The organism is Pseudorhizobium xiangyangii, from assembly GCF_020531965.1.
Lineage (GTDB): Bacteria > Pseudomonadota > Alphaproteobacteria > Rhizobiales > Rhizobiaceae > Neorhizobium > Neorhizobium xiangyangii.
Genome location: NZ_JAJAWH010000022.1, coordinates 69503 through 87847, shown reverse-complemented (window position 1 = coordinate 87847; position 18345 = coordinate 69503). Strand labels below are relative to the sequence as shown.

Below are 18345 nucleotides of genomic sequence, written 5' to 3'. Positions count from 1 at the left end.
CGCATCACTGCGACACTGATCTGGTGTTCTCATATCAAAACGTGACCGTCACTTGTCTTCTATATGAACAGAACCGAAGTTCCGTCCGCGAAAACCGCCGACCACGTTTCTCTTTCTTCTCATATTCAATTGTCAAAAAACTGACGAAACAATCTTCAAAAGACATTCCGTCGGAAAAACCAAAGCCCGAACCAAGGTTCAGAACCAAATCAGCATGCGCTAATTCTCTTGGGTTTCTCTAGAACGAAGGACATCGTCGCCAGCAGCGCCGCCGCCCTCGTCAGTGAGCGGTTTATAGAACTACCCAACCCCAATCGTCAACACAGGATTTCAACGAAATGTCACAAATACGACAAGCATCTGAAAACAAACGCTAAATTCGATTTCACACCCGCAACGGCGCCGCAGACCCCAGCGCACACCCGCAAAACCACCAACCGCTCACCCAAACCACACAAGACACACCCCCAAACCGCAAATCCCCCACACCCTTCTTATAGGGCCGAAAAACTCGCCCTGACATTTTCACAATTCTCCTGTCTAAGCATAGCGGATCGGGTGGTTGGGATCGGGCGCCGAAAGCGACCCGATTTGACACGGCAAAGCGGACGGGGCACATGTTTGGCCCATGATCTCGCCAAGACAATGAATAAGCCCTGCGGCAGAAGGACGTCGCCGAGGGGCATGAGGGGACTGTAAGGACAGGCATGATCAACGCCCGCAGCATGATCCGGTCGCTCGGCAACGAGCCGCCCCTTCTGGCCGATGGCCGTCGGGCGCCTGATCGGCGCGAGATTTCGCTGCGCTGGCTTTCCGGCACCTTCCTCACCGGCATCACTTCCTCCATTCTGATGGGCGTCGCACTCTTTGCAGCGCTCGACGGCCGTCAGCAGTTGGCGATCCCGGCCGAAGCCTCCGCCTCTATGCCGGTGGAAGAGGAAGCCGACAGCGTCAGCCGTGGCGGACGCCTCCTTGGTGGCAACATCGTTGCCATGCCAACCGACCGCAAGGTCATGGAGGTCTCAACCGTCGTCCACGAGGGCAACAAGGAGGTCATCCGGCGCAGCCCGTTCAGTCATGTGAAGATGAACCTCGCCGCCAATCACGTCGCACAGGAAGAGTATCCGGATTTCGACCCTCTGACGATCTTCTCCTCCAGCGAGGGCCCAGTACCGGCACCCGGCAGCACGGGCATGATCTACGGCTCGGAAGTGGAATCGGAGGTGAGCCTGCGAGCCCTTCCGTTCCCGACCAGGAATGCCAGCTATCCCTATGCGCCCTCCATGTCGCTCGAGGAAGTGGAGGAGAACGTTCGGTCCAACGGATCTGTCCTGACCGACGGCAACACGCAGCTTTCGGCTCTCTACTATGTCGATCCGCGGCGCTTTTCCGCTGACGACGACGGCCTCGACATTACCTCTGGGCTGATGGCCCGCATCGTAGAACAGAACATGAGCGTCACGGCGGCCGAGCCCGTCACGCCGCAGACCCGCGAATACGCCGACGACATCATTCCGATCCGCACGGAGAAGGACATCGCCACGGCGCTCAAGGATGTCGGCTACCCGGAAGGAAAGGCCGATGAGCTCGGCGGCCATCTCGGCAACCGGCTCCGCGAGCCGAAGCTTCTGCCCGGCGACGTCCTGCGCGTCGGGGTGTTGCAGCAGGGCGAGATGGTCATGGTTGTCCGCGCCTCCGTCTATCGCCGCGGCTCGCACGAAGTGACGATTGCGCTCAACGACCACGGCCGCATCGTTGATGCCGAGGAGCCGCCGATGATCGACGCGATCGCCGGCGCCTTCAGCGATCAGCCGCCGCAGGTGGCATCCGGGCGCGAACTTCCCCGCGCTTACGACGGCATCTACCGCGCCGCCCTTTCCTATGGAATGACCGCCGATATGACCGGCCTGCTCGTCAAGCTGCTCGCGAGCAGCGTCGATCTCCAGGCGCAGTTGAAGCCGACCGACAAGATCGAGGCCTTCTTCTCGGTTCAGGATAAAAGCGGCCAGGCGACCGAGCAGTCGGAACTGCTCTACGTAAACGCCCACTTCGGCGACACCACAACCCGTTTCTATCGCTTCCAGGATCCCGACGAGGGCTCGGTGGACTATTTCGACGCGGACGGGCGCAGCATCCGGCAGTTCCTGCTGCGCAATCCCGTACCGAACGGGCGCATGACATCTGGCTTCGGCATGCGCCGTCATCCGATCATCGGCTATGCCCGCATGCATACCGGCACGGATTGGGCTGCCCCTCGCGGCACGCCGATCATTGCGGCCGGCAACGGCGTCGTCGAAAAGGCCGGATGGGACAGTGGTGGCTACGGCAATCAGACGCTCGTTCGCCACGCCAACGGCTATGTCTCGTCCTATAACCACCAGAGCGCGATCGCCAAGGGCGTCAGGCCCGGCGCGAAGGTCACGCAGGGTCAGGTGATCGGCTATGTCGGATCGACCGGCCTGTCGACCGGCGCGCACCTGCACTACGAACTGGTCGTCAACGGCACCAAGGTCGATCCGATGAAGATCCGCTTGCCCGGCGGAAAGTCGCTGGAAGGCGACAACCTCGCCCGCTTCAAGGACGACCGTGCCCGCATCGATGCGCTGCTCGGCTCGGGCACCGATCCCGATGAAGTAGCAAGCCGCTAGTTGGCTTTATTCGGCCTACCCCGTGGAGATCTCCTGCCCGTCATACCGGGCAACGAACTACGACACGCGACCGGCAAAGTCCTTCCGACGTTGCTTGATTAGGCTCGGCTGGCATATCTCGACGGCTTCGACATCTACCGGTCACCCCACCGGCAAGCGGTCCGGCAGGTGGCAAACCATCTGCCAAAGTGCGTGACCACCCTTTCAGCATTCCCCGACCGCATGCTGACCTCAATAAAAGACGGGGCCTCAATCGAGGCCCCGTTTTTTGTTGCTGATAGTGGAGGCTTATGCCGCCTCGCTGACCTGACGCCGGACGCGGAAGAGCAGCCGGTCGGAACCTGAATCGACGGCGACCGTCGATCCGTCCAAAATCTGCCCACCGAGGATCTGCTCGGCGAGCTGGTCCTGCAGGTGCTTCTGGATCACCCGCTTCAGCGGCCGCGCACCATAGACCGGATCGTAGCCCTTGTTCGCCAGCCATTCGCGGGCATCGGGATTGAGCTCGATGACGATCTTGCGGTCGGCAAGCAGCGAAACCAGCCGCTTCATCTGGATATCGACGATCGCGCCCATTTCCGTCCGCTGCAGGCGGTGGAACAGGATGATCTCGTCGACACGGTTCAGGAATTCCGGCCGGAACGACGCCTTAACCACATCCATCACCTGGTCGCGAACCGTGTCCGTATCGGCACCTTCGGGCAGGGTCGTCAGATACTCCGCCCCCAGGTTAGAGGTCATGATGATGATCGTGTTCTTGAAGTCGACCGTACGGCCCTGCCCGTCCGTCAGGCGCCCATCGTCGAGAACCTGCAAGAGGACATTGAACACGTCCGGATGCGCCTTCTCGATCTCGTCGAAAAGCACGACCTGATAAGGCTTGCGTCGAACGGATTCCGTCAGGGCACCGCCTTCTTCGTAGCCGACATAGCCAGGAGGAGCGCCGATCAGTCGGGCGACCGAGTGCTTCTCCATGTATTCAGACATGTCGAGGCGCACCATTGCAGTCTCATCGTCGAAGAGGAAACGCGCCAGCGATTTGGTGAGCTCCGTCTTGCCGACGCCGGTGGGGCCGAGGAAGATGAACGAGCCGATCGGCCGGTTCGGATCCTGCAGGCCGGCACGCGAACGGCGAACCGCGCGCGAGACCGCCTGCACGGCGTCACCCTGGCCGACGACAGTCTTCGCCAGCTCGTCTTCCATGCGCAAAAGCTTCTCGCGCTGGCCTTCCAGCATCTTGTCTACTGGGATGCCGGTCCAGCGGGAAACTACATGCGCGATCGCATCCGGATCGACGACCTCCTGCACCATGCTGGTGGAATTGTCCTGCGTCTCGGCTTCGACCAGACGCTTTTCCAGATCCGGAATGACGCCATAAGTCAGCTCGCCGGCGCGCTGAAACTCGCCCTTGCGCTGTGCGGCGGCCAGTTCATTGCGGGCATCGTCAAGCTGCTTCTTCAGGTCCGCGGCAAGGCCGAGCTTCTGCTTTTCCGCCTGCCAGCGGGCCGTCAACGCATTGGCCTCTTCCTCCAGCGACGTGACCTCATCCTCGATGCGCACCAGGCGCTCGGCCGAGGCGGTGTCCGTCTCCTTCATCAGCGCTTCGCGCTCGATCTTCAGCTGCATGATGCGGCGATCGAGCTCGTCCAGCTTTTCCGGCTTGGAATCCACCTGCATGCGCAGCCGCGAAGCCGCCTCGTCCATCAGGTCGATCGCCTTGTCCGGCAAAAACCGGTCGGTGATATAGCGGTTCGAAAGCGTCGCAGCCGCAACGAGGGCGGAATCGGAGATCCGCACCTTGTGGTGCTGCTCGTACTTTTCCTTAAGGCCGCGCAGAATGGAGATCGTGTCCTCGACCGTCGGCTCATCCACCATGACAGGCTGGAACCGGCGGGCAAGTGCCGCATCCTTTTCCACATGCTTGCGGTATTCGTCGAGCGTGGTCGCACCGACGCAGTGCAATTCGCCGCGCGCCAGTGCCGGTTTCAGCAGGTTGGAAGCGTCCATCGCCCCGTCGGCCTTTCCGGCACCCACGAGCGTATGCATCTCGTCGATGAAGAGAATGATCTCACCATTCTCCGACTGAACCTCGTTCAGCACGGCCTTCAGGCGCTCCTCGAATTCGCCGCGATACTTGGCGCCGGCGATCAGCGCACCCATGTCGAGTGCCATCAGCTTCTTGTCCTTGAGGCTTTCGGGCACATCACCGTTGATGATCCTGAGTGCCAGCCCTTCCGCAATCGCGGTCTTGCCGACGCCCGGTTCACCAATCAGAACGGGATTGTTTTTCGTGCGGCGTGACAGGACCTGGATGGTACGGCGGATTTCGTCGTCACGGCCGATGACGGGATCGAGTTTCCCTTCGCGTGCATCGGCTGTCAGGTCGCGCGCGAATTTCTTCAGCGCATCGAACCCCTGCTCGGCATTGGCGCTGTCGGCAGTGCGGCCTTTGCGCAGATCGTTGATGACCTGGTTGAGGCTCTGGGGCGTTACACCCGCCTTCTTCAGCGTCGCGGCGGTGGAGGCGGTGCTCTCTATCGCCAGCGCCTGAAGCAGGCGCTCGACGGTCACAAAGCTGTCGCCGGACTTCTTCGCGGCCTCTTCGGCCGTGGCGAAAACCTTCGCCAGCGGTTGCGTCAGTGACAGCCCACCATTTCCACCGGAAACCTTGGGAAGCTTGGCAAGCGCCGCGTCATTTGCAAGACGGGCTTCCTTGGGGTCGCCCCCCGCGCGCGAAATCAGCGACGAAGCCATTCCCTGGTCGTCGTCAAGCAGAACCTTGAGAACGTGCTCAGCTGCGAACTGCTGGTGACCGGCGGCCAGCGCCTGTGTCTGCGCCGATTGCAGAAAGCCGCGAACCCGTTCGGAGTATGTCTCGATATTCATGTCTAACCTCCATGTATCGCTCCGCCCATCTTAAGGCACGGATCGATGATTGAGATTGAGCTCCCTCAAGAGGCAAGCCCGTCACCGGAAGATCCGGCGTTGAGCGAGATATGGGAGGAGATTTCAGCGGTTTAAAGAGGCCTTGAATGCAAAAAGCTCCGGCTGATCGAGCCGGAGCTTTCTTTGAAGGCTTGCATCCGAAAACGCTTACTCGGTTTCCGCAGCGGCCAGTTCCGGTTGGTCATCTGTTGTCGTTGCTTCAGCAGCACCTTCCTCGCCGCGACGCGGGCGACGCGGGCGGGTGCTGGCGTTGCGGCGGCGCGGAGCGCGCTGGGCGCCCTGCTCTTCCTCAACGGCGGCGACTTCGGCGGGAACGCCCTCGATTTCCGGCTGCGGGCCTGAGCCGTCGACTACAGGGGCCGTCTCGACTGCTGCAGGAACCTGCTCGCGCTCGCGCCGGCTCTGGCGCGGCTGCTGGTCACGCTCGCGCGGCTCACGCTGCTGCTGTTCGCGTGGTTGCTGCTGCTGGTCGCGAGACTGTTGCTGGTCTCGGGGCTGCTGTTCGCGCCGCTCGGGCTGCTGCCGGACCGAGATCTCCTCGTCGTCATCGTTGTTGTCGATGTCGTCGCCTTCCTGGTTCTCGCGATCCTGGTACTCGCCGCGCTCGTCACGCTGGAACCGTTCCTGCATCTGAACCTGGGCTGCTGCGATAATGCGGTTATAGTGTTCCGCGTGCTGCAGGTAGTTCTCGGCCATTACCCGGTCGCCGGAGCTTTGCGCATCTCGTCCAAGCGTCGAGTATTTCTCGGCGATGTGCTGAGCCGTACCACGGATTTTCACGTCAGGGCCGGAGCTGTCGTAGGTGCGCGTAAGAGGATTACCGCCCTTGCGATTGAAGTTGTTGTTATTGCCGCCACCGCCGCCGCCGCCGCTGTTGTTGCTGCCGCCACGCCCTCGACCGCGCTTGTTCTGCTGTCCTGGCCTCATAGATCGTTCACCTGAATTTTCTGTTTTTCCGCTGATTGGGGTGTGCGCGGCCATGCTGGCTCACGCCAGACCAAGACTTCGCGCGCCGCGGACAGGAGGACACCAAGCCGCCTACCGCTTGTGAAAGTCAAATTACCTGAATCACGCACCAGGAAATGTTCAACCTTCGAAACTCTCAACGAGAGCCGGTCTCAGGGTTGACCTAAACCCGAACGAATCTCCGTTCAATCCCAGCCGCCCAGTACGTGGCCGCAAACTATCGTGCTTCCTCCGCAAATCCAAGTCTTTTCTTTCGCTTTGCAAAATCAGTTACCTGACTGCTGGCGAGTAAAGACAAGGACGCGGTCATTATCTCCGTAGTCCCGCACCGCCTCAAGAAGAGCAAACCCTGCGGCTGCAAATAAAGCGGTGACGCTGTCCTTCTGATCAAAGCCTATTTCCACGCCGACAACTCCACCGGAGGCGAGCGCATTGCCGGCTCCAGCTGCAATCACCCGATAGGCATCAAGCCCATCGAGGCCGCCGTCGAGCGCCGCAAGCGGATCAAAATCCCTGACCTCCGGCTCCAGTGTGGGGATGACATCCCCCTTGATATAGGGCGGATTTGACACGATTATGTCGAACCGTCCCTCGATCGCCTGGAACCAGTCGCTGCGGATTGCCTCGAAGCGATCCGACAGATTGAGACTTGCAGCGTTTATTTGCGCCGTCAGGAGCGCATCCTCGGAAATATCGGCGCCCCAGCCTTTGGCCTGCGGGCACTCGTTCAGGATGGCGAGGACAATCGCTCCGGTACCTGTTCCGAGATCTAGAATACGAACCTCGGCCTTGGATGCGACAATCTGCCTCACGTGGGGCAGCAGCGTATCGACGAGGATTTCCGTGTCCGGCCTCGGCTCCAGCGTCTCCTTGGAGAGCTTCAGCTTTATGCCATGGAATTCACGTTCTCCTAATATGCGGTGTACTGGCTCCCGTTTCAAGCGGCGAGCGATCGCTTTTTTGATAAGCGCCGATTCCTCGTCCGTCAGCACCCGGTCGCCACCGGTAAAGACTTGCGTGCTGGTCAGGCCCAGAAGACCACCGATGAGTATTCGAGACTCGATCGCCGCGTCCGGAAGGCCGCCTGCAGCAAAACACGCCTTCGCCTCCGCAACGGCAGCGGCAAGGGTCGTCATCCCTGTTGCTCGCCGAGCTGCGCCAGCTGGCCGGCCTGGTAGTCGGCGATCAGCGCATCAACCACTTCGTCGATCTCGCCTTCGATCATGCGGTCGAGCTTGTAGAGCGTCAGGTTGATGCGGTGATCGGTCACCCGCCCTTGAGGGAAATTATAGGTACGGATGCGCTCGGAACGGTCGCCGGAGCCCACCTGGCTCTTGCGGTCGGCGGATCGCTCGCTGTCGGCCTTCTGTCGTTCCATGTCGTAGAGCCGCGACCGCAACACCTGCATGGCCTTGGCCCGGTTCTGGTGCTGCGACTTTTCCGAACTCGTCACCACCAGCCCGGTCGGCATGTGGGTGATACGGACCGCGGAGTCGGTGGTGTTGACGTGCTGGCCACCAGCGCCGGACGAGCGCATGGTATCGATACGGATATCCTCAGGCCGGACCTCAATGTCGATTTCTTCGGCCTCCGGCAGCACGGCAACCGTTGCTGCCGAGGTGTGGATGCGCCCCTGTGTTTCGGTATCCGGCACGCGCTGGACCCGATGAACGCCGGATTCGAATTTCAGCTTGGAGAACACCCCTCGCCCGGAAACCGTCGCGATGATTTCCCTGTAACCGCCTGCCTCGCCTTCGCTGGCGGAAAGCACTTCGACCTTCCAGCCCTTGGCCGCTGCATAGCGCTCATACATGCGGAACAGGTCGCCAGCGAAAAGCGCCGCCTCGTTGCCGCCGGTGCCGGCCCGTATTTCGAGGATCGCGCTCTTTTCGTCGGCCGCGTCCTTGGGAAGAAGCAGGACCTGCATGTCCTTCTCCAGAGCCTCGACCCGCTCTTCCGCGTCCGGCAGTTCCATCTCGGCAAATTCCCGCATCTCGCGGTCCGTCGCCTTGTCGGCAAGCAGCGCCTTAAGGTCCGCCACTTCGGCGATCGCCTTTTCGTAATCGCGGATCTTGCGTACGACCGGCTGCAGCTCGGAATATTCCGATGCCAGCTTGACATAAACGTCCGCCGCCGGACCCTCGGACATGCGCGCCTCGATCTCGCCGAAGCGGCGTTCCAGTTCGCGCATCTTGTCTACAGGAAGCTTCGCCACCCTGATCTACTCCGTGTTCTTTTTCTTTTTAGACCGGAACGCCGTTTTCCGTCGCAAAACGCATCAGAAGCTTGCGGATCGGCTCATGAGACCGCGTGTCGTCCAATGCCGCATTCAGTTCCGCTGCCAATTTTTCGGCTTCGAGCGCGAGAAGCATCGCCTTCACCGGGCCGATCGACGTCGCCGCCATCGACACAGAGCGGAAGCCGAGCCCGATCAGTGCCATCGCCGGAAGCGGCTTGCCGGCCATTTCTCCACAGAGCGTCAACGACGTCTGGTTCCGCTCGGCTGCGCGCACGATGTCGCGCAAAATCCTGAGGAACGGCTTGCCCAGCATGTCGAAGCGGTCCGAAACCCGCGCATTGCCACGGTCGGCCGCCATCGAAAACTGGAACAGATCGTTGGACCCCACCGAGACAAAGTCGACCTCGGCCATCAGTTCGTCGAGCTGCCACATCAGCGACGGCACTTCCAGCATCGCACCGAACTGCAGCTTGCGCGGCAGGCTGTGGCCGAACTTCGACAGGTGCTGGACTTCTTTCTGCAGAAGCTCGCGCACCGCATGGATTTCCGCCACCTCCGTCACCATCGGCAGCATCATTTTGAGTTCCGCATCCGCCGAGGCCCGCAGGAGTGCGCGCAACTGCGTCCGCAGCAATCCCGGACGGTCCAGCGACAGCCGGATCGCACGCCAGCCGAGCGCCGGGTTTTCTTCCTCATGGGCGCGGAAATAGGAGACGACCTTGTCCCCGCCGATATCGAGCGTGCGGAAAGTCACCGGCCGGCCCGCTGCCTGCTTGTTCACGGCCCGGTAGAATGCCTCCTGCTCCTCGAGCTTCGGCATTGTCGAGGCAATCATGAACTGCAGCTCGGTGCGGAAGAGCCCGATCCCATCGGCTCCCGATTCCGCCAGCTGCGGAAGGTCGACGATCAGCCCGGCATTCATCATCAGGTTGATGCGCTTGCCGTCCTTGGTCACGGGCGGGACATCGCGCAATGCGCGGAACTGCTCCTGCCGACGCGCCCTCAGCCGCACCTTCTCCTCGTAAGCCTTCAAAAGGTCGGCTATCGGCCGCAGGTGAAGCTGGCCGTCGTCACCGTCGATGATGACTGCGTCGCCGTTCTCGGCCAGAGCAACGGCACCGGCAGCCTGGCCGACCACCGGAATTCCCAAGGCCCTGGCAACGATCACCACATGGCTGGTGACGGCGCCGTCCTCCAGCACCAGTCCGCGCAGCCGTTCGCGCGGGTAGTCCAGCAGTTCCGCCGCGCCCATGGCCCGCGCGAAGATGATCGCGTCAACCGGCAGGCCTTCGCCCATGTTACGCCCGCTAAAGCCCGTCAGTTGCCGAAGCAGGCGGTTGGCGAGATCGTCGAAATCGTGCATGCGCTCGCGCAGGTACGGGTCCGTCAAGCGCATCATCCGCGCTTTGGTATCGCTCTGCACCTTCTCGACGGCCGCCTCCGCCGTCAGCCCGTTGTGGATCGCCTCTTCCATGCGGCGAACCCAGCCCTGGTCATAGGCGAACATGCGGTAAGTCTCGAGGACTTCGCGGTGCTCCCCTTCGCTCGCCACCTCGCGCCTCGACAGCATGTCGTCGATCGAGATTCGCAGCGAGCCCAGCGCTTCGGCAAGCCGCCGAACTTCGCTCTCGGCGTCGTCGTTAAGCAGGTTGGTGACCACCACGCGCGGCTCGTGCAACACAACGTGACCGAGACCGATGCCCTCGTTATACCCGTCGCCCTCGATCATGACGGCACGCGTCAGGTCGAGTTCAAGGCCCGGCTTGGTGATCTTCTTCAGTTCTCCGGTCGCAATCATCTCGGCGATTACCATGGCGGTCGTTTCAAGCGCTTCGACCTCATCCTCGCGATAAGTCCGACTCGCCTTGTTCTGCACGACGAGGACGCCCAAAGTGCGACCGGCCCGCAAGATAGGGACACCGAGGAAGGAATGGTAGATCTCTTCGCCGGTCTCCGGGAGGTAGCGGAAGGCCGGATGCGCCTGTGCGTCTGAGAGGTTGAGAGGCTGTGCGGATGCGGCGATGGTGCCGACCAGGCCCTGCCCCATTTTCAGCTGTGAAAGGTGCACCGCTTCCGGGTTCAGGCCCTCGGTGGCATAGAGTTCCAACACGCCGTCGGAGCGCAACACGTACACGGAGCAGACCTCCGCCACCATGTTGCTGGCGATCTGTCGGACGATGCGGTCAAGGCGTTCCTGCGGATCAAGCGGCTCCGCCATTAGCTCGCGCAGCCGCCGCAGTAATACGCGCGGGCCCGCCGACAGGTCTCTCATCGGCATTGTTGCTCCCGAAACGAGTTCATCCTATCCGACAAGCCTGCCACAGCCATAAAGGCGAGCGAGACCTGCCGGCCCATGATCAACTCTTATCGAGACCATAGGCGGAATGCAAAGTCCGAACCGCCAATTCCGAGTAAGCGCCGTCGATTAGGATGGAAATCTTGATTTCCGAAGTCGTGATGGCCTTGATGTTGATACCTTTATCGGCAAGTGCCTTGAAAGCGAGCGCCGCGACACCCGCATGGCTGCGCATGCCAATGCCGATCACCGATACCTTGGCGAGACCTGATTCGTTCTGCGCGACGTCGAAGCCGATCGTGCCCTTGTTGTCGTCCAGCACCTTCAGCGCCTTCTGGATGTCGCCGGAAGGCACGGTGAAGGTCATGTCGGTCTTCGAACCGTCTTCCGACGTATTCTGAACGATCATGTCGACGTTGATATGGGCCTCCGCCAGTGGACCGAAGATGGCCGCCGAAACACCCGGACGGTCGGCCAGCCGGCGCAGCGAGATCTGAGCTTCATCCTTGGCATAGGCAATGCCGGTAACGACTTCCTGTTCCACGATTTCTTCCTCGTCGCAAATCAATGTACCGGGCGGATTCAGAAGGTCGCCCATGCCCGGTGCATCGGGATCTTCGAAACTGGAGCGCACGAAGGTGCGCACCTTGTGGACCATGGCGAGCTCGACCGAGCGCACCTGAAGCACCTTCGAGCCGAGCGATGCCATCTCGAGCATTTCCTCGAAGGATACCTTCTTCATGCGGCGAGCGGCAGGTACGATGCGTGGGTCGGTCGTATAGACGCCGTCAACGTCGGTGTAGATATCGCAGCGGTCGGCCTTGACTGCGGCAGCGATTGCCACGGCAGAGGTATCGGAACCGCCACGGCCGAGCGTCGCAAGGCGGTTATCCGGACCGATGCCCTGGAAACCCGCGACGACCGCGACCTGTCCCTCGCCCATGCGCTTGATGATCTCGGAGCCGTCGATGTCCAGGATGCGCGCGGCACCGTGCGCGTTATCGGTCTTGATCGGGATCTGCCAGCCCTGCCAGGAGCGGGCATTGATGCCCATCGACTGAAGCGCGATGGCGAGCAGCCCGGAGGTTACCTGCTCGCCGGAGGCCACGATCGCGTCGTACTCGCGGGCATCGTAGAATGGTGAACTGGCTCCAGCCACCTTCGGCATGTCCTGCACCCAGCCAACCAGTTCGTTGGTCTTGCCGGACATTGCCGAGACGACCACTGCCACCTCGTGACCCGCATTGACCTCACGTTTCACATGGCGCGCTACGTTGTAGATGCGTTCCGGATTGGCGACCGAAGTGCCGCCGAACTTCATGACGATGCGTGCCATGCTGACCAATACCACCCGTTCGCTCCCGAGGGGGAGCGTATTCCTCGAACCGCCTCGAGAGAGACGGGATTTCGCCGGGTCTCATATCGAAAAGGGGGGGGGCATGCAATGGCATCGAGTAGACAACTTGGTATCTCAAGCGACTGCGGGCTCCCGAGGAGCCCGCACGATCATTCTGTTGCCAGTCAGCGGAGCAGTAATGCCCTCAATTGCCTCTCGTGCATCTCGTTCCATCAGCACTGCAAAGGGTGCCGTCCGACCTTATGGTGACGCCGGAGCCGGAGCCGCGTTCACGATCGCGACCCTTGTCCCGATCCGCTCGGTCGCGGTTCCGGTCCCGATCTATACGGTCCTGAGCTGCGCGGTCTCTCTCCGCCCTGTCCCGGTCGGCCCGGTCCCGGTCAACGCGGTCTCTGTCGGCCCTGTCCCTGTCTCTGTCTGCGCGGTCCCGGTCGCGATCCCTGTCACGATCACGGTTCCAATCGCCACGATCGCGATCTCTGTCACGGTCCCAGCCTCCACGGTCGGGGCCGCGGTCCCAGCGGTCCCTATCGCGGTAGAAGTCCCGGCCCCGGTAGTGTCGGTCCCAGTAATTGCCGACCTCGAAGGTCACAGTTGGGATGCCGAGCGGGCGATAGTATTGCGGCCCGACATAGACCCGCCGCTGTTGGTAGCTTGCCTGGACATAGTTGCCGGACACCCAGCCGCGGCCACCGGAGAATGCGACGTCGCACCAGTTCACGCTGCTCATGCAGCCGTGGATAGTGACCGGCGAGCCGACCGGAATAACCGTGACGGCTGGATAGGACGTGCTCGGCCCGGATCGCATGTTGACATTGGCGGTCGAAAACCCGCGCACCGCCGCATCGGCGATGGAAGGCACTGTCATCAGCGCGCAGAATGCAGCAGCAGCACTCAGCAGATATTTCTTCACGTTTTTCCTCCTGCGAAACCTTTTGCGAGGATCCCTCGCCCAGTTCCGATGAATGCTTCGTACCGGGTTATAGTTCCAAAACTGCCCTGAACGGAGAATGAACATCTTTGGCGCGGCCGCATCCCGTCCAAAGTCCGCACACCGTTCATCCTTTGCGGCATCTTGGAGATACCACTGCGACGAGACATGCAGCCAAGGTGCCCGCCCTGGCCGGTGGCTGCGGCAACCAGCCTCTTGACTTCCAACGCCTATCATCCGACTTCACAACCCAAGAAAAGGGATGAACCGATGACCGAAGCCGCGAAAACCACCATAGACCAGAGCGAAGTCGATCGCTTCTCTGCCATGGCGGCGGAATGGTGGGACCCGACCGGCAAGTTCAAGCCGCTGCACAAGTTCAATCCGGTTCGCCTTGCTTATATCCGTGACCGGATTGCGGAAAACTTCGGACGCAACCCGAAAGGCCATCTACCGCTTTCGGGCCTGCGCGTCCTCGACATCGGCTGTGGCGGCGGCCTTCTCTCCGAACCTGTGGCGCGCATGGGCGCCACCGTCGTCGGCGCCGATCCTTCGGAGAAGAATATCGGGATTGCCTCCACCCACGCCGCGGAGACCGGCACCACGGTCGACTACCGCGCCGTGACCGCCGAGCAGCTTCAGGAGGCCGGCGAGATGTTCGATATAGTCCTCAACATGGAGGTCGTCGAGCACGTGGCCGATGTCGACTTCTTCATGCGTACCTGCGCGTCGATGGTAAAGCCCGGTGGCCTGATGTTCGTCGCCACCATCAACCGGACGCTGAAAGCGCGGGCACTCGCCATCTTCGCGGCAGAAAACATCCTGCGCTGGCTACCCAGGGGCACCCATCAATACGAGAAGCTGGTTCAGCCGCAGGAACTGGAAAACCCATTGTCCGCAAGCGGCATGGACGTCATCCACCGCACCGGCGTCTTCTTCAACCCGCTGCAGGACCGTTGGAACATGTCCCCGGACATGGATGTCAACTACATGCTTCTGGCGAAACGGCCGGGCTAAGCCTCAGTTAGCATCTTCCGGAAGAACCGGCAGCGGTGCCACCTCGATACCCTCCTCCACCAGGGACTTCACCTCTTGCAGGCTTGCCTGCCCGATAATGCCGCGCGCGTCCGCTTCGCCGTAGTGGATCTTGCGGGCCTCCTCGGGAAACTTCTCGCCGACGTCCTCCGCATTCGCCTTGATTGCCGCAACCGCCTCACGGAGCTTGGTCATCACCTGCTTCTGCGCGAGGTCCATCACCATCACCTGCTTTTCTTCCTTCTTGCGCGCCGTGGAGACGGAAGGCGCCATCAGCGATTTGGAAATCGCCGAGGAATTGCAGACGGGACAGGTGAGAAACCCGGTCTCGACCTGGCGGTCGAAATCGTCGCTTGTGGCAAACCAGCCTTCGAACGTGTGCGCACTGTCACAGGTGAGGGAATAGCGGATCAAGCGGCCACCCCTTTCGCCTCCGCCGCCACGGTTTCGAGCGTGAAGTCGCGGGCGTTCTTGAGGTTGGGGATTCTGCCGCGGACTGCCTTCACCTGGCCAACATCGATCTCGGCGATCACGATCGCCTCGCCGCTGCCGCCGGCAGACGCCAGCACCTTGCCCCAGGGGTCGATGATCATCGAATGGCCGAAGGTTTCGCGGCCGTCCTCGTGTACGCCGGCCTGTGCGGCGGCGATGACGAAGGCACCGTTCTCGATAGCGCGTGCCCGAAGCAGCACTTCCCAATGCGCCACGCCCGTCTGGCTGGTAAAGGCAGCAGGGACCGTCAGCACTTCGGCGCCGGCCACCGCCTCGGTGCGGAATAGCGACGGGAAGCGGACGTCATAGCAGATCGCAAAGCCTAGCTTGGCGAAGGGAAGCTCGGCCACCCGTGCCTCGTCGCCCGGCCGATAGACGGAGCTTTCGCGCCAGCTCTCGCCGTTGTCGAGGTCCACGTCGAACATGTGGATCTTGTCGTAGGTGCAGATGCGGCTGCCGCCCGGTGCAAAGAGGAAGCCACGATTTGCAATCTTCTCGTCATCGAGCGCGATCGCCGTCGAGCCGACATGCACGTGAATACCAAGTTCTTCCGCCAGACTGCGGGCCGTCGAGACAATGATGTCGTCCGCCTCGGCCTTCAAGACCGACCGAAGACCTTCACGATCCTTCTGCACGGCACCGGTCATCTCCGGCGTCTGCACATAGACCGCACCCTTTGCCGCAGCCTCGCGAACGAGGCGCGCCATGTCGGACGCATTCTTTTCCGGATCGACACCGGAGCACATCTGAATTGCAGCAGCCTTGAACGTCATGTTTCTACCCCTCAATTCGCCAGCATCGGATCAAGCTTGCCGGCCCGGTCCAGTGCATGAAGTTCGTCGCATCCGCCGACATGCTCGCCGTCGATGAAAATCTGCGGAAAAGTCGCGCGGCCGTTGGCCTTGCCGATCATCTCCTGCCGCAGCTCCTGCGAATGCGTCGCGTCATTCTCCTTGTACTCGACGCCCTTGGCGTCGAGCAAGGACTTGGCGCGGGCACAATAGCCGCAGAACTGGCGGGTGTAGATCGTCACGTCTGCCATAAGCTTCTCCAGGTGCGGCCGGGTGGAAAGGCGCCGCGCAAATACGGTTTTCGGGCTTCATATAGGCCCGGCAACCACCATTGCAAAGGTCAAAACCGTGACCTCCGAGGCTCCTGCTCTCTTGAGGGCACCGGCCGCCGAGGAGACGGTCGCACCCGTCGTATAGACGTCATCGACCAGAACGATGTGCTTTCCGGCGACATCGATCTCGTGACCCGGCGCAACCTTGAAGGCTGCGCGAACGTTTACCTCACGGGCTCGTTCCGTCAGCCCTACCTGACGGCTGGTGTTCTTGACCCTGAGCAGGGTTCTGGCCAGGAAGGGCCGTCCGGACAAGCGGGACAGGTGCCGGGCAAGCTCCGCGGACTGGTTGAACTTGCGGCTTGCGAACCGCCAGCGGTGCAGCGGCACGGGCACGATCCCGTCGCAACCAGCAACGAAACCGTCAGACGCCCGCTGCAACCACAGCGCCATCATCGGTGCCAGATCCGTGCGGTCGCGATACTTCAGGCCATGCGCGAGATGGCGTACCGGCCCCTCATGGATCGCCACAGATCGCAGCCTGTCGAATACCGGCGGCTCGGCGATCGCCTCGGCGCAGACCATGCCGGGACCAGGATCATAGCTGAACGGGATGCCCAGCACTTCGCAATAGGGCCGCTCGATGAAACGGATGTCGCGCCAGCATGTTGGACAGAAGCTTGCATGACGGGCGGTGATCACCCCGCATCCGGGGCAGGTCGGCGGGTAGACGATGTCGCCGATCCACCGCAACCAGGCGCGGGACCGTGATAATGGCTGGGGCCTGATGTCCTGCTCTTCTATCGCCATGGATTGACATTAACGTCGGTCAGGCGCCATTCCGCAATCGGAAAATTTGAGGACGAAGACCGACATGGATATTCTTTTCGATCAGGCGCTCGTCGCCGCCCGTCGCGAAGGCGCATTCCGGAAAGGCGACACGTCCGCTGCCTTCCTTCTCGATCTGGCGGCTCGCGAACTGGCGGAAAGGCTGGCGGTTGTCGAGCGGCGCTTCGCCGATGCAGTCGAACTGCATGGCGGCACGGGTGTGGCGGGACGGGAAGCGCTTGCCACGGGAAAGATCGACAACCTTGTCCGTGTCGAAACCAGTTCCCTGTTCGCCTGCCCCGGCGAGACCGTGACCGTGGCGCCGCTGGACGACGTGCCGCTGGAACCTGCTTCGGTGAACCTCGTGCTTTCACCTCTGTCTCTTCATCTCGCCAACGACATACCGGGGACGCTTGTCCGTATCCGGCGGGCACTGAAACCCGACGGGTTGTTCATGGCCGCCATTCCCGGGGCCGGCACGCTTTCAGAGCTACGCGACGTGCTTCTGGCTGCCGAAGCGGAACTGACCGGCGGCGCGAGCCCCCGCGTGATCCCATTCGCCGACGTCCGCGATATCGGCGCCCTCCTGCAACGTGCGGGGTTTGCGCTTCCAGTCGTGGACGTGGAAAGCCACACGGTGCGTTATGACTCGCTGTTCCCGCTGATGCGTGATCTTCGTGCGATGGGAATGACCAATCCGCTGACCGGTCGAAGCCGCATGCCGGTCAGCCGGCGCTTCTTCCTGCGGGCGGCCGAGCTTTATGCGGAGCGCTATGGAGATCCGGATGGACGCATCCGCGCCACCTTCTCGATCATCTATGCTTCTGGCTGGGCTCCCCACGAAAGCCAGCAGAAGCCCTTGAAGCCAGGGTCGGCCAAGATGCGGCTAGCGGATGCCTTGCGGGTCCCGCGGAATGATGAGGATGGTGGTCGCTAGAATTAGCCGATAGCGTTCACAAGGTGGTTCTCGATCGTGCTGAACACGTTCAACAGACCATCGGACAGGCCACTCACCCCGGCGATCAGGACGACAGAAATGATCGCCGCGATCAGACCATATTCGATGGCCGTGGCACCTTCGTTTTGGCGCAACAGCGACCGGAGAAGACGCATGCCTTTGTTCCTTTCAAATGGCTGCAAGTCTCCTCATGAGACGGGTGGTCAGCAACGGGTATCAACGTCGTACGGCTGGATGATGCAGACCGATCCCGGCGTTTCCTGAAGGACGCTGCGACGGATCGTATAGTGTTTCGAGCGGTTGTCCACTGGGATGGAACCCGTGGTGATCCGGTCAAAATCTTCCTGGACATGGGCGAGCCGCCGCGCATCGCCGTTATCGGAGAGCATCGGCGTTATGATCAGGGAAAGAGCGATGGCCGCAGTCCCGAACAGTAGCGCAATGTTCAGGGCGCCGGACCTGTACGTCGTCCGCTGTCGGACCCGCACAGTCTTCCAGAGTTCCTCGTCCATCGTGTCAAAGCCTCGTCAACGCCAATACTGCCTTGGTGAAAGGTGACATTAGACGATTTGGATAAAGGATCTGT

16 protein-coding genes are annotated in these 18345 nt (G+C 61.5%); 3 read left to right on the top strand and 13 right to left on the bottom strand.

The features are described 5' to 3' along the window. Window positions 1-707: 707 nt before the first annotated feature. Window positions 708-2648 carry a M23 family metallopeptidase gene (locus LH464_RS18765; protein ID WP_226787930.1) on the top strand — a complete coding sequence of 647 codons (1941 nt, stop codon included), beginning with the start codon at window positions 708-710 and terminating at the stop codon, window positions 2646-2648. A 288-nt stretch (window positions 2649-2936) separates the two neighbouring features. On the opposite strand, the gene clpB is transcribed toward LH464_RS18765, so the two are convergent. The 7 genes from clpB to LH464_RS18730 all read right to left on the bottom strand — a co-directional run bounded on the left by clpB (window position 2937) and on the right by LH464_RS18730 (window position 13320). Further along, window positions 2937-5534, bottom strand: a complete 2598-nt coding sequence (gene clpB / locus LH464_RS18760) for an ATP-dependent chaperone ClpB (protein WP_226787929.1) — start codon at window positions 5532-5534, stop codon at window positions 2937-2939. 207 nt (window positions 5535-5741) lie between these two features. Next, a complete protein-coding gene (locus LH464_RS18755) occupies window positions 5742-6521 on the bottom strand; it encodes a DUF4167 domain-containing protein (protein ID WP_226787928.1) in 780 nt (259 codons plus the stop codon). A 305-nt stretch (window positions 6522-6826) separates the two neighbouring features. Continuing rightward, window positions 6827-7696 carry a peptide chain release factor N(5)-glutamine methyltransferase gene (gene prmC, locus LH464_RS18750; RefSeq protein WP_226787927.1) on the bottom strand — a complete coding sequence of 290 codons (870 nt, stop codon included), beginning with the start codon at window positions 7694-7696 and terminating at the stop codon, window positions 6827-6829. Beyond that, entirely contained in the window at window positions 7693-8775 is a 1083-nt protein-coding gene (gene prfA / locus LH464_RS18745; protein ID WP_226787926.1) for a peptide chain release factor 1, read from the bottom strand. The genes prmC and prfA overlap by 4 nt, the downstream gene beginning before the upstream one ends. Before the next feature lie 28 nt (window positions 8776-8803). Next, entirely contained in the window at window positions 8804-11071 is a 2268-nt protein-coding gene (gene ptsP / locus LH464_RS18740) for a phosphoenolpyruvate--protein phosphotransferase (protein ID WP_226787938.1), read from the bottom strand. Window positions 11072-11156: 85 nt separating this feature from the next. After that, window positions 11157-12431, bottom strand: a complete 1275-nt coding sequence (locus tag LH464_RS18735) for an aspartate kinase (protein WP_226787937.1) — start codon at window positions 12429-12431, stop codon at window positions 11157-11159. 205 nt (window positions 12432-12636) lie between these two features. Then, window positions 12637-13320: an SH3 domain-containing protein gene (locus LH464_RS18730; RefSeq protein WP_226787936.1), complete on the bottom strand. Its 684-nt coding sequence runs from the start codon at window positions 13318-13320 to the stop codon at window positions 12637-12639. Between the two features lie 333 nt (window positions 13321-13653). Here LH464_RS18730 and ubiG point away from each other — a divergent pair, with 333 nt between their 5' ends. Then, window positions 13654-14400: a bifunctional 2-polyprenyl-6-hydroxyphenol methylase/3-demethylubiquinol 3-O-methyltransferase UbiG gene (gene ubiG / locus LH464_RS18725; protein WP_226787925.1), complete on the top strand. Its 747-nt coding sequence runs from the start codon at window positions 13654-13656 to the stop codon at window positions 14398-14400. 3 nt (window positions 14401-14403) lie between these two features. Here the strand turns inward: ubiG and LH464_RS18720 are convergent, their stop codons facing one another. From LH464_RS18720 to LH464_RS18705, 4 genes are read right to left on the bottom strand one after another with little or no spacing between them, the layout of a single operon-like run. Continuing rightward, complete coding sequence (locus LH464_RS18720) at window positions 14404-14832, bottom strand: DUF1178 family protein (RefSeq protein WP_226787924.1); 429 nt, start codon at window positions 14830-14832, stop codon at window positions 14404-14406. Next, window positions 14829-15683 carry a carbon-nitrogen hydrolase family protein gene (locus LH464_RS18715; protein WP_226787923.1) on the bottom strand — a complete coding sequence of 285 codons (855 nt, stop codon included), beginning with the start codon at window positions 15681-15683 and terminating at the stop codon, window positions 14829-14831. Before LH464_RS18715 ends, LH464_RS18720 begins: the two co-directional genes overlap by 4 nt. An 11-nt stretch (window positions 15684-15694) precedes the next feature. Next, window positions 15695-15952, bottom strand: coding sequence for a glutaredoxin 3 (gene grxC, locus LH464_RS18710; protein ID WP_226787922.1), 258 nt, complete (start codon window positions 15950-15952; stop codon window positions 15695-15697). A gap of 57 nt (window positions 15953-16009) precedes the next feature. Next, the gene (locus LH464_RS18705; protein ID WP_226787921.1) at window positions 16010-16783 is read right to left on the bottom strand and encodes a ComF family protein; all 774 of its coding nucleotides are present in this window, start codon (window positions 16781-16783) and stop codon (window positions 16010-16012) included. Between the two features lie 64 nt (window positions 16784-16847). Here LH464_RS18705 and LH464_RS18700 point away from each other — a divergent pair, with 64 nt between their 5' ends. Further along, on the top strand, window positions 16848-17738 hold the full coding sequence (locus LH464_RS18700; protein ID WP_226787920.1) for a methyltransferase domain-containing protein: 891 nt from the start codon (window positions 16848-16850) through the stop codon (window positions 17736-17738). 2 nt (window positions 17739-17740) lie between these two features. Here the strand turns inward: LH464_RS18700 and LH464_RS18695 are convergent, their stop codons facing one another. After that, window positions 17741-17914 carry a Flp family type IVb pilin gene (locus LH464_RS18695; protein WP_226787919.1) on the bottom strand — a complete coding sequence of 58 codons (174 nt, stop codon included), beginning with the start codon at window positions 17912-17914 and terminating at the stop codon, window positions 17741-17743. Window positions 17915-17962: 48 nt separating this feature from the next. Beyond that, window positions 17963-18271, bottom strand: a complete 309-nt coding sequence (locus tag LH464_RS18690) for a hypothetical protein (protein WP_226787918.1) — start codon at window positions 18269-18271, stop codon at window positions 17963-17965. Window positions 18272-18345: the final 74 nt, after the last annotated feature.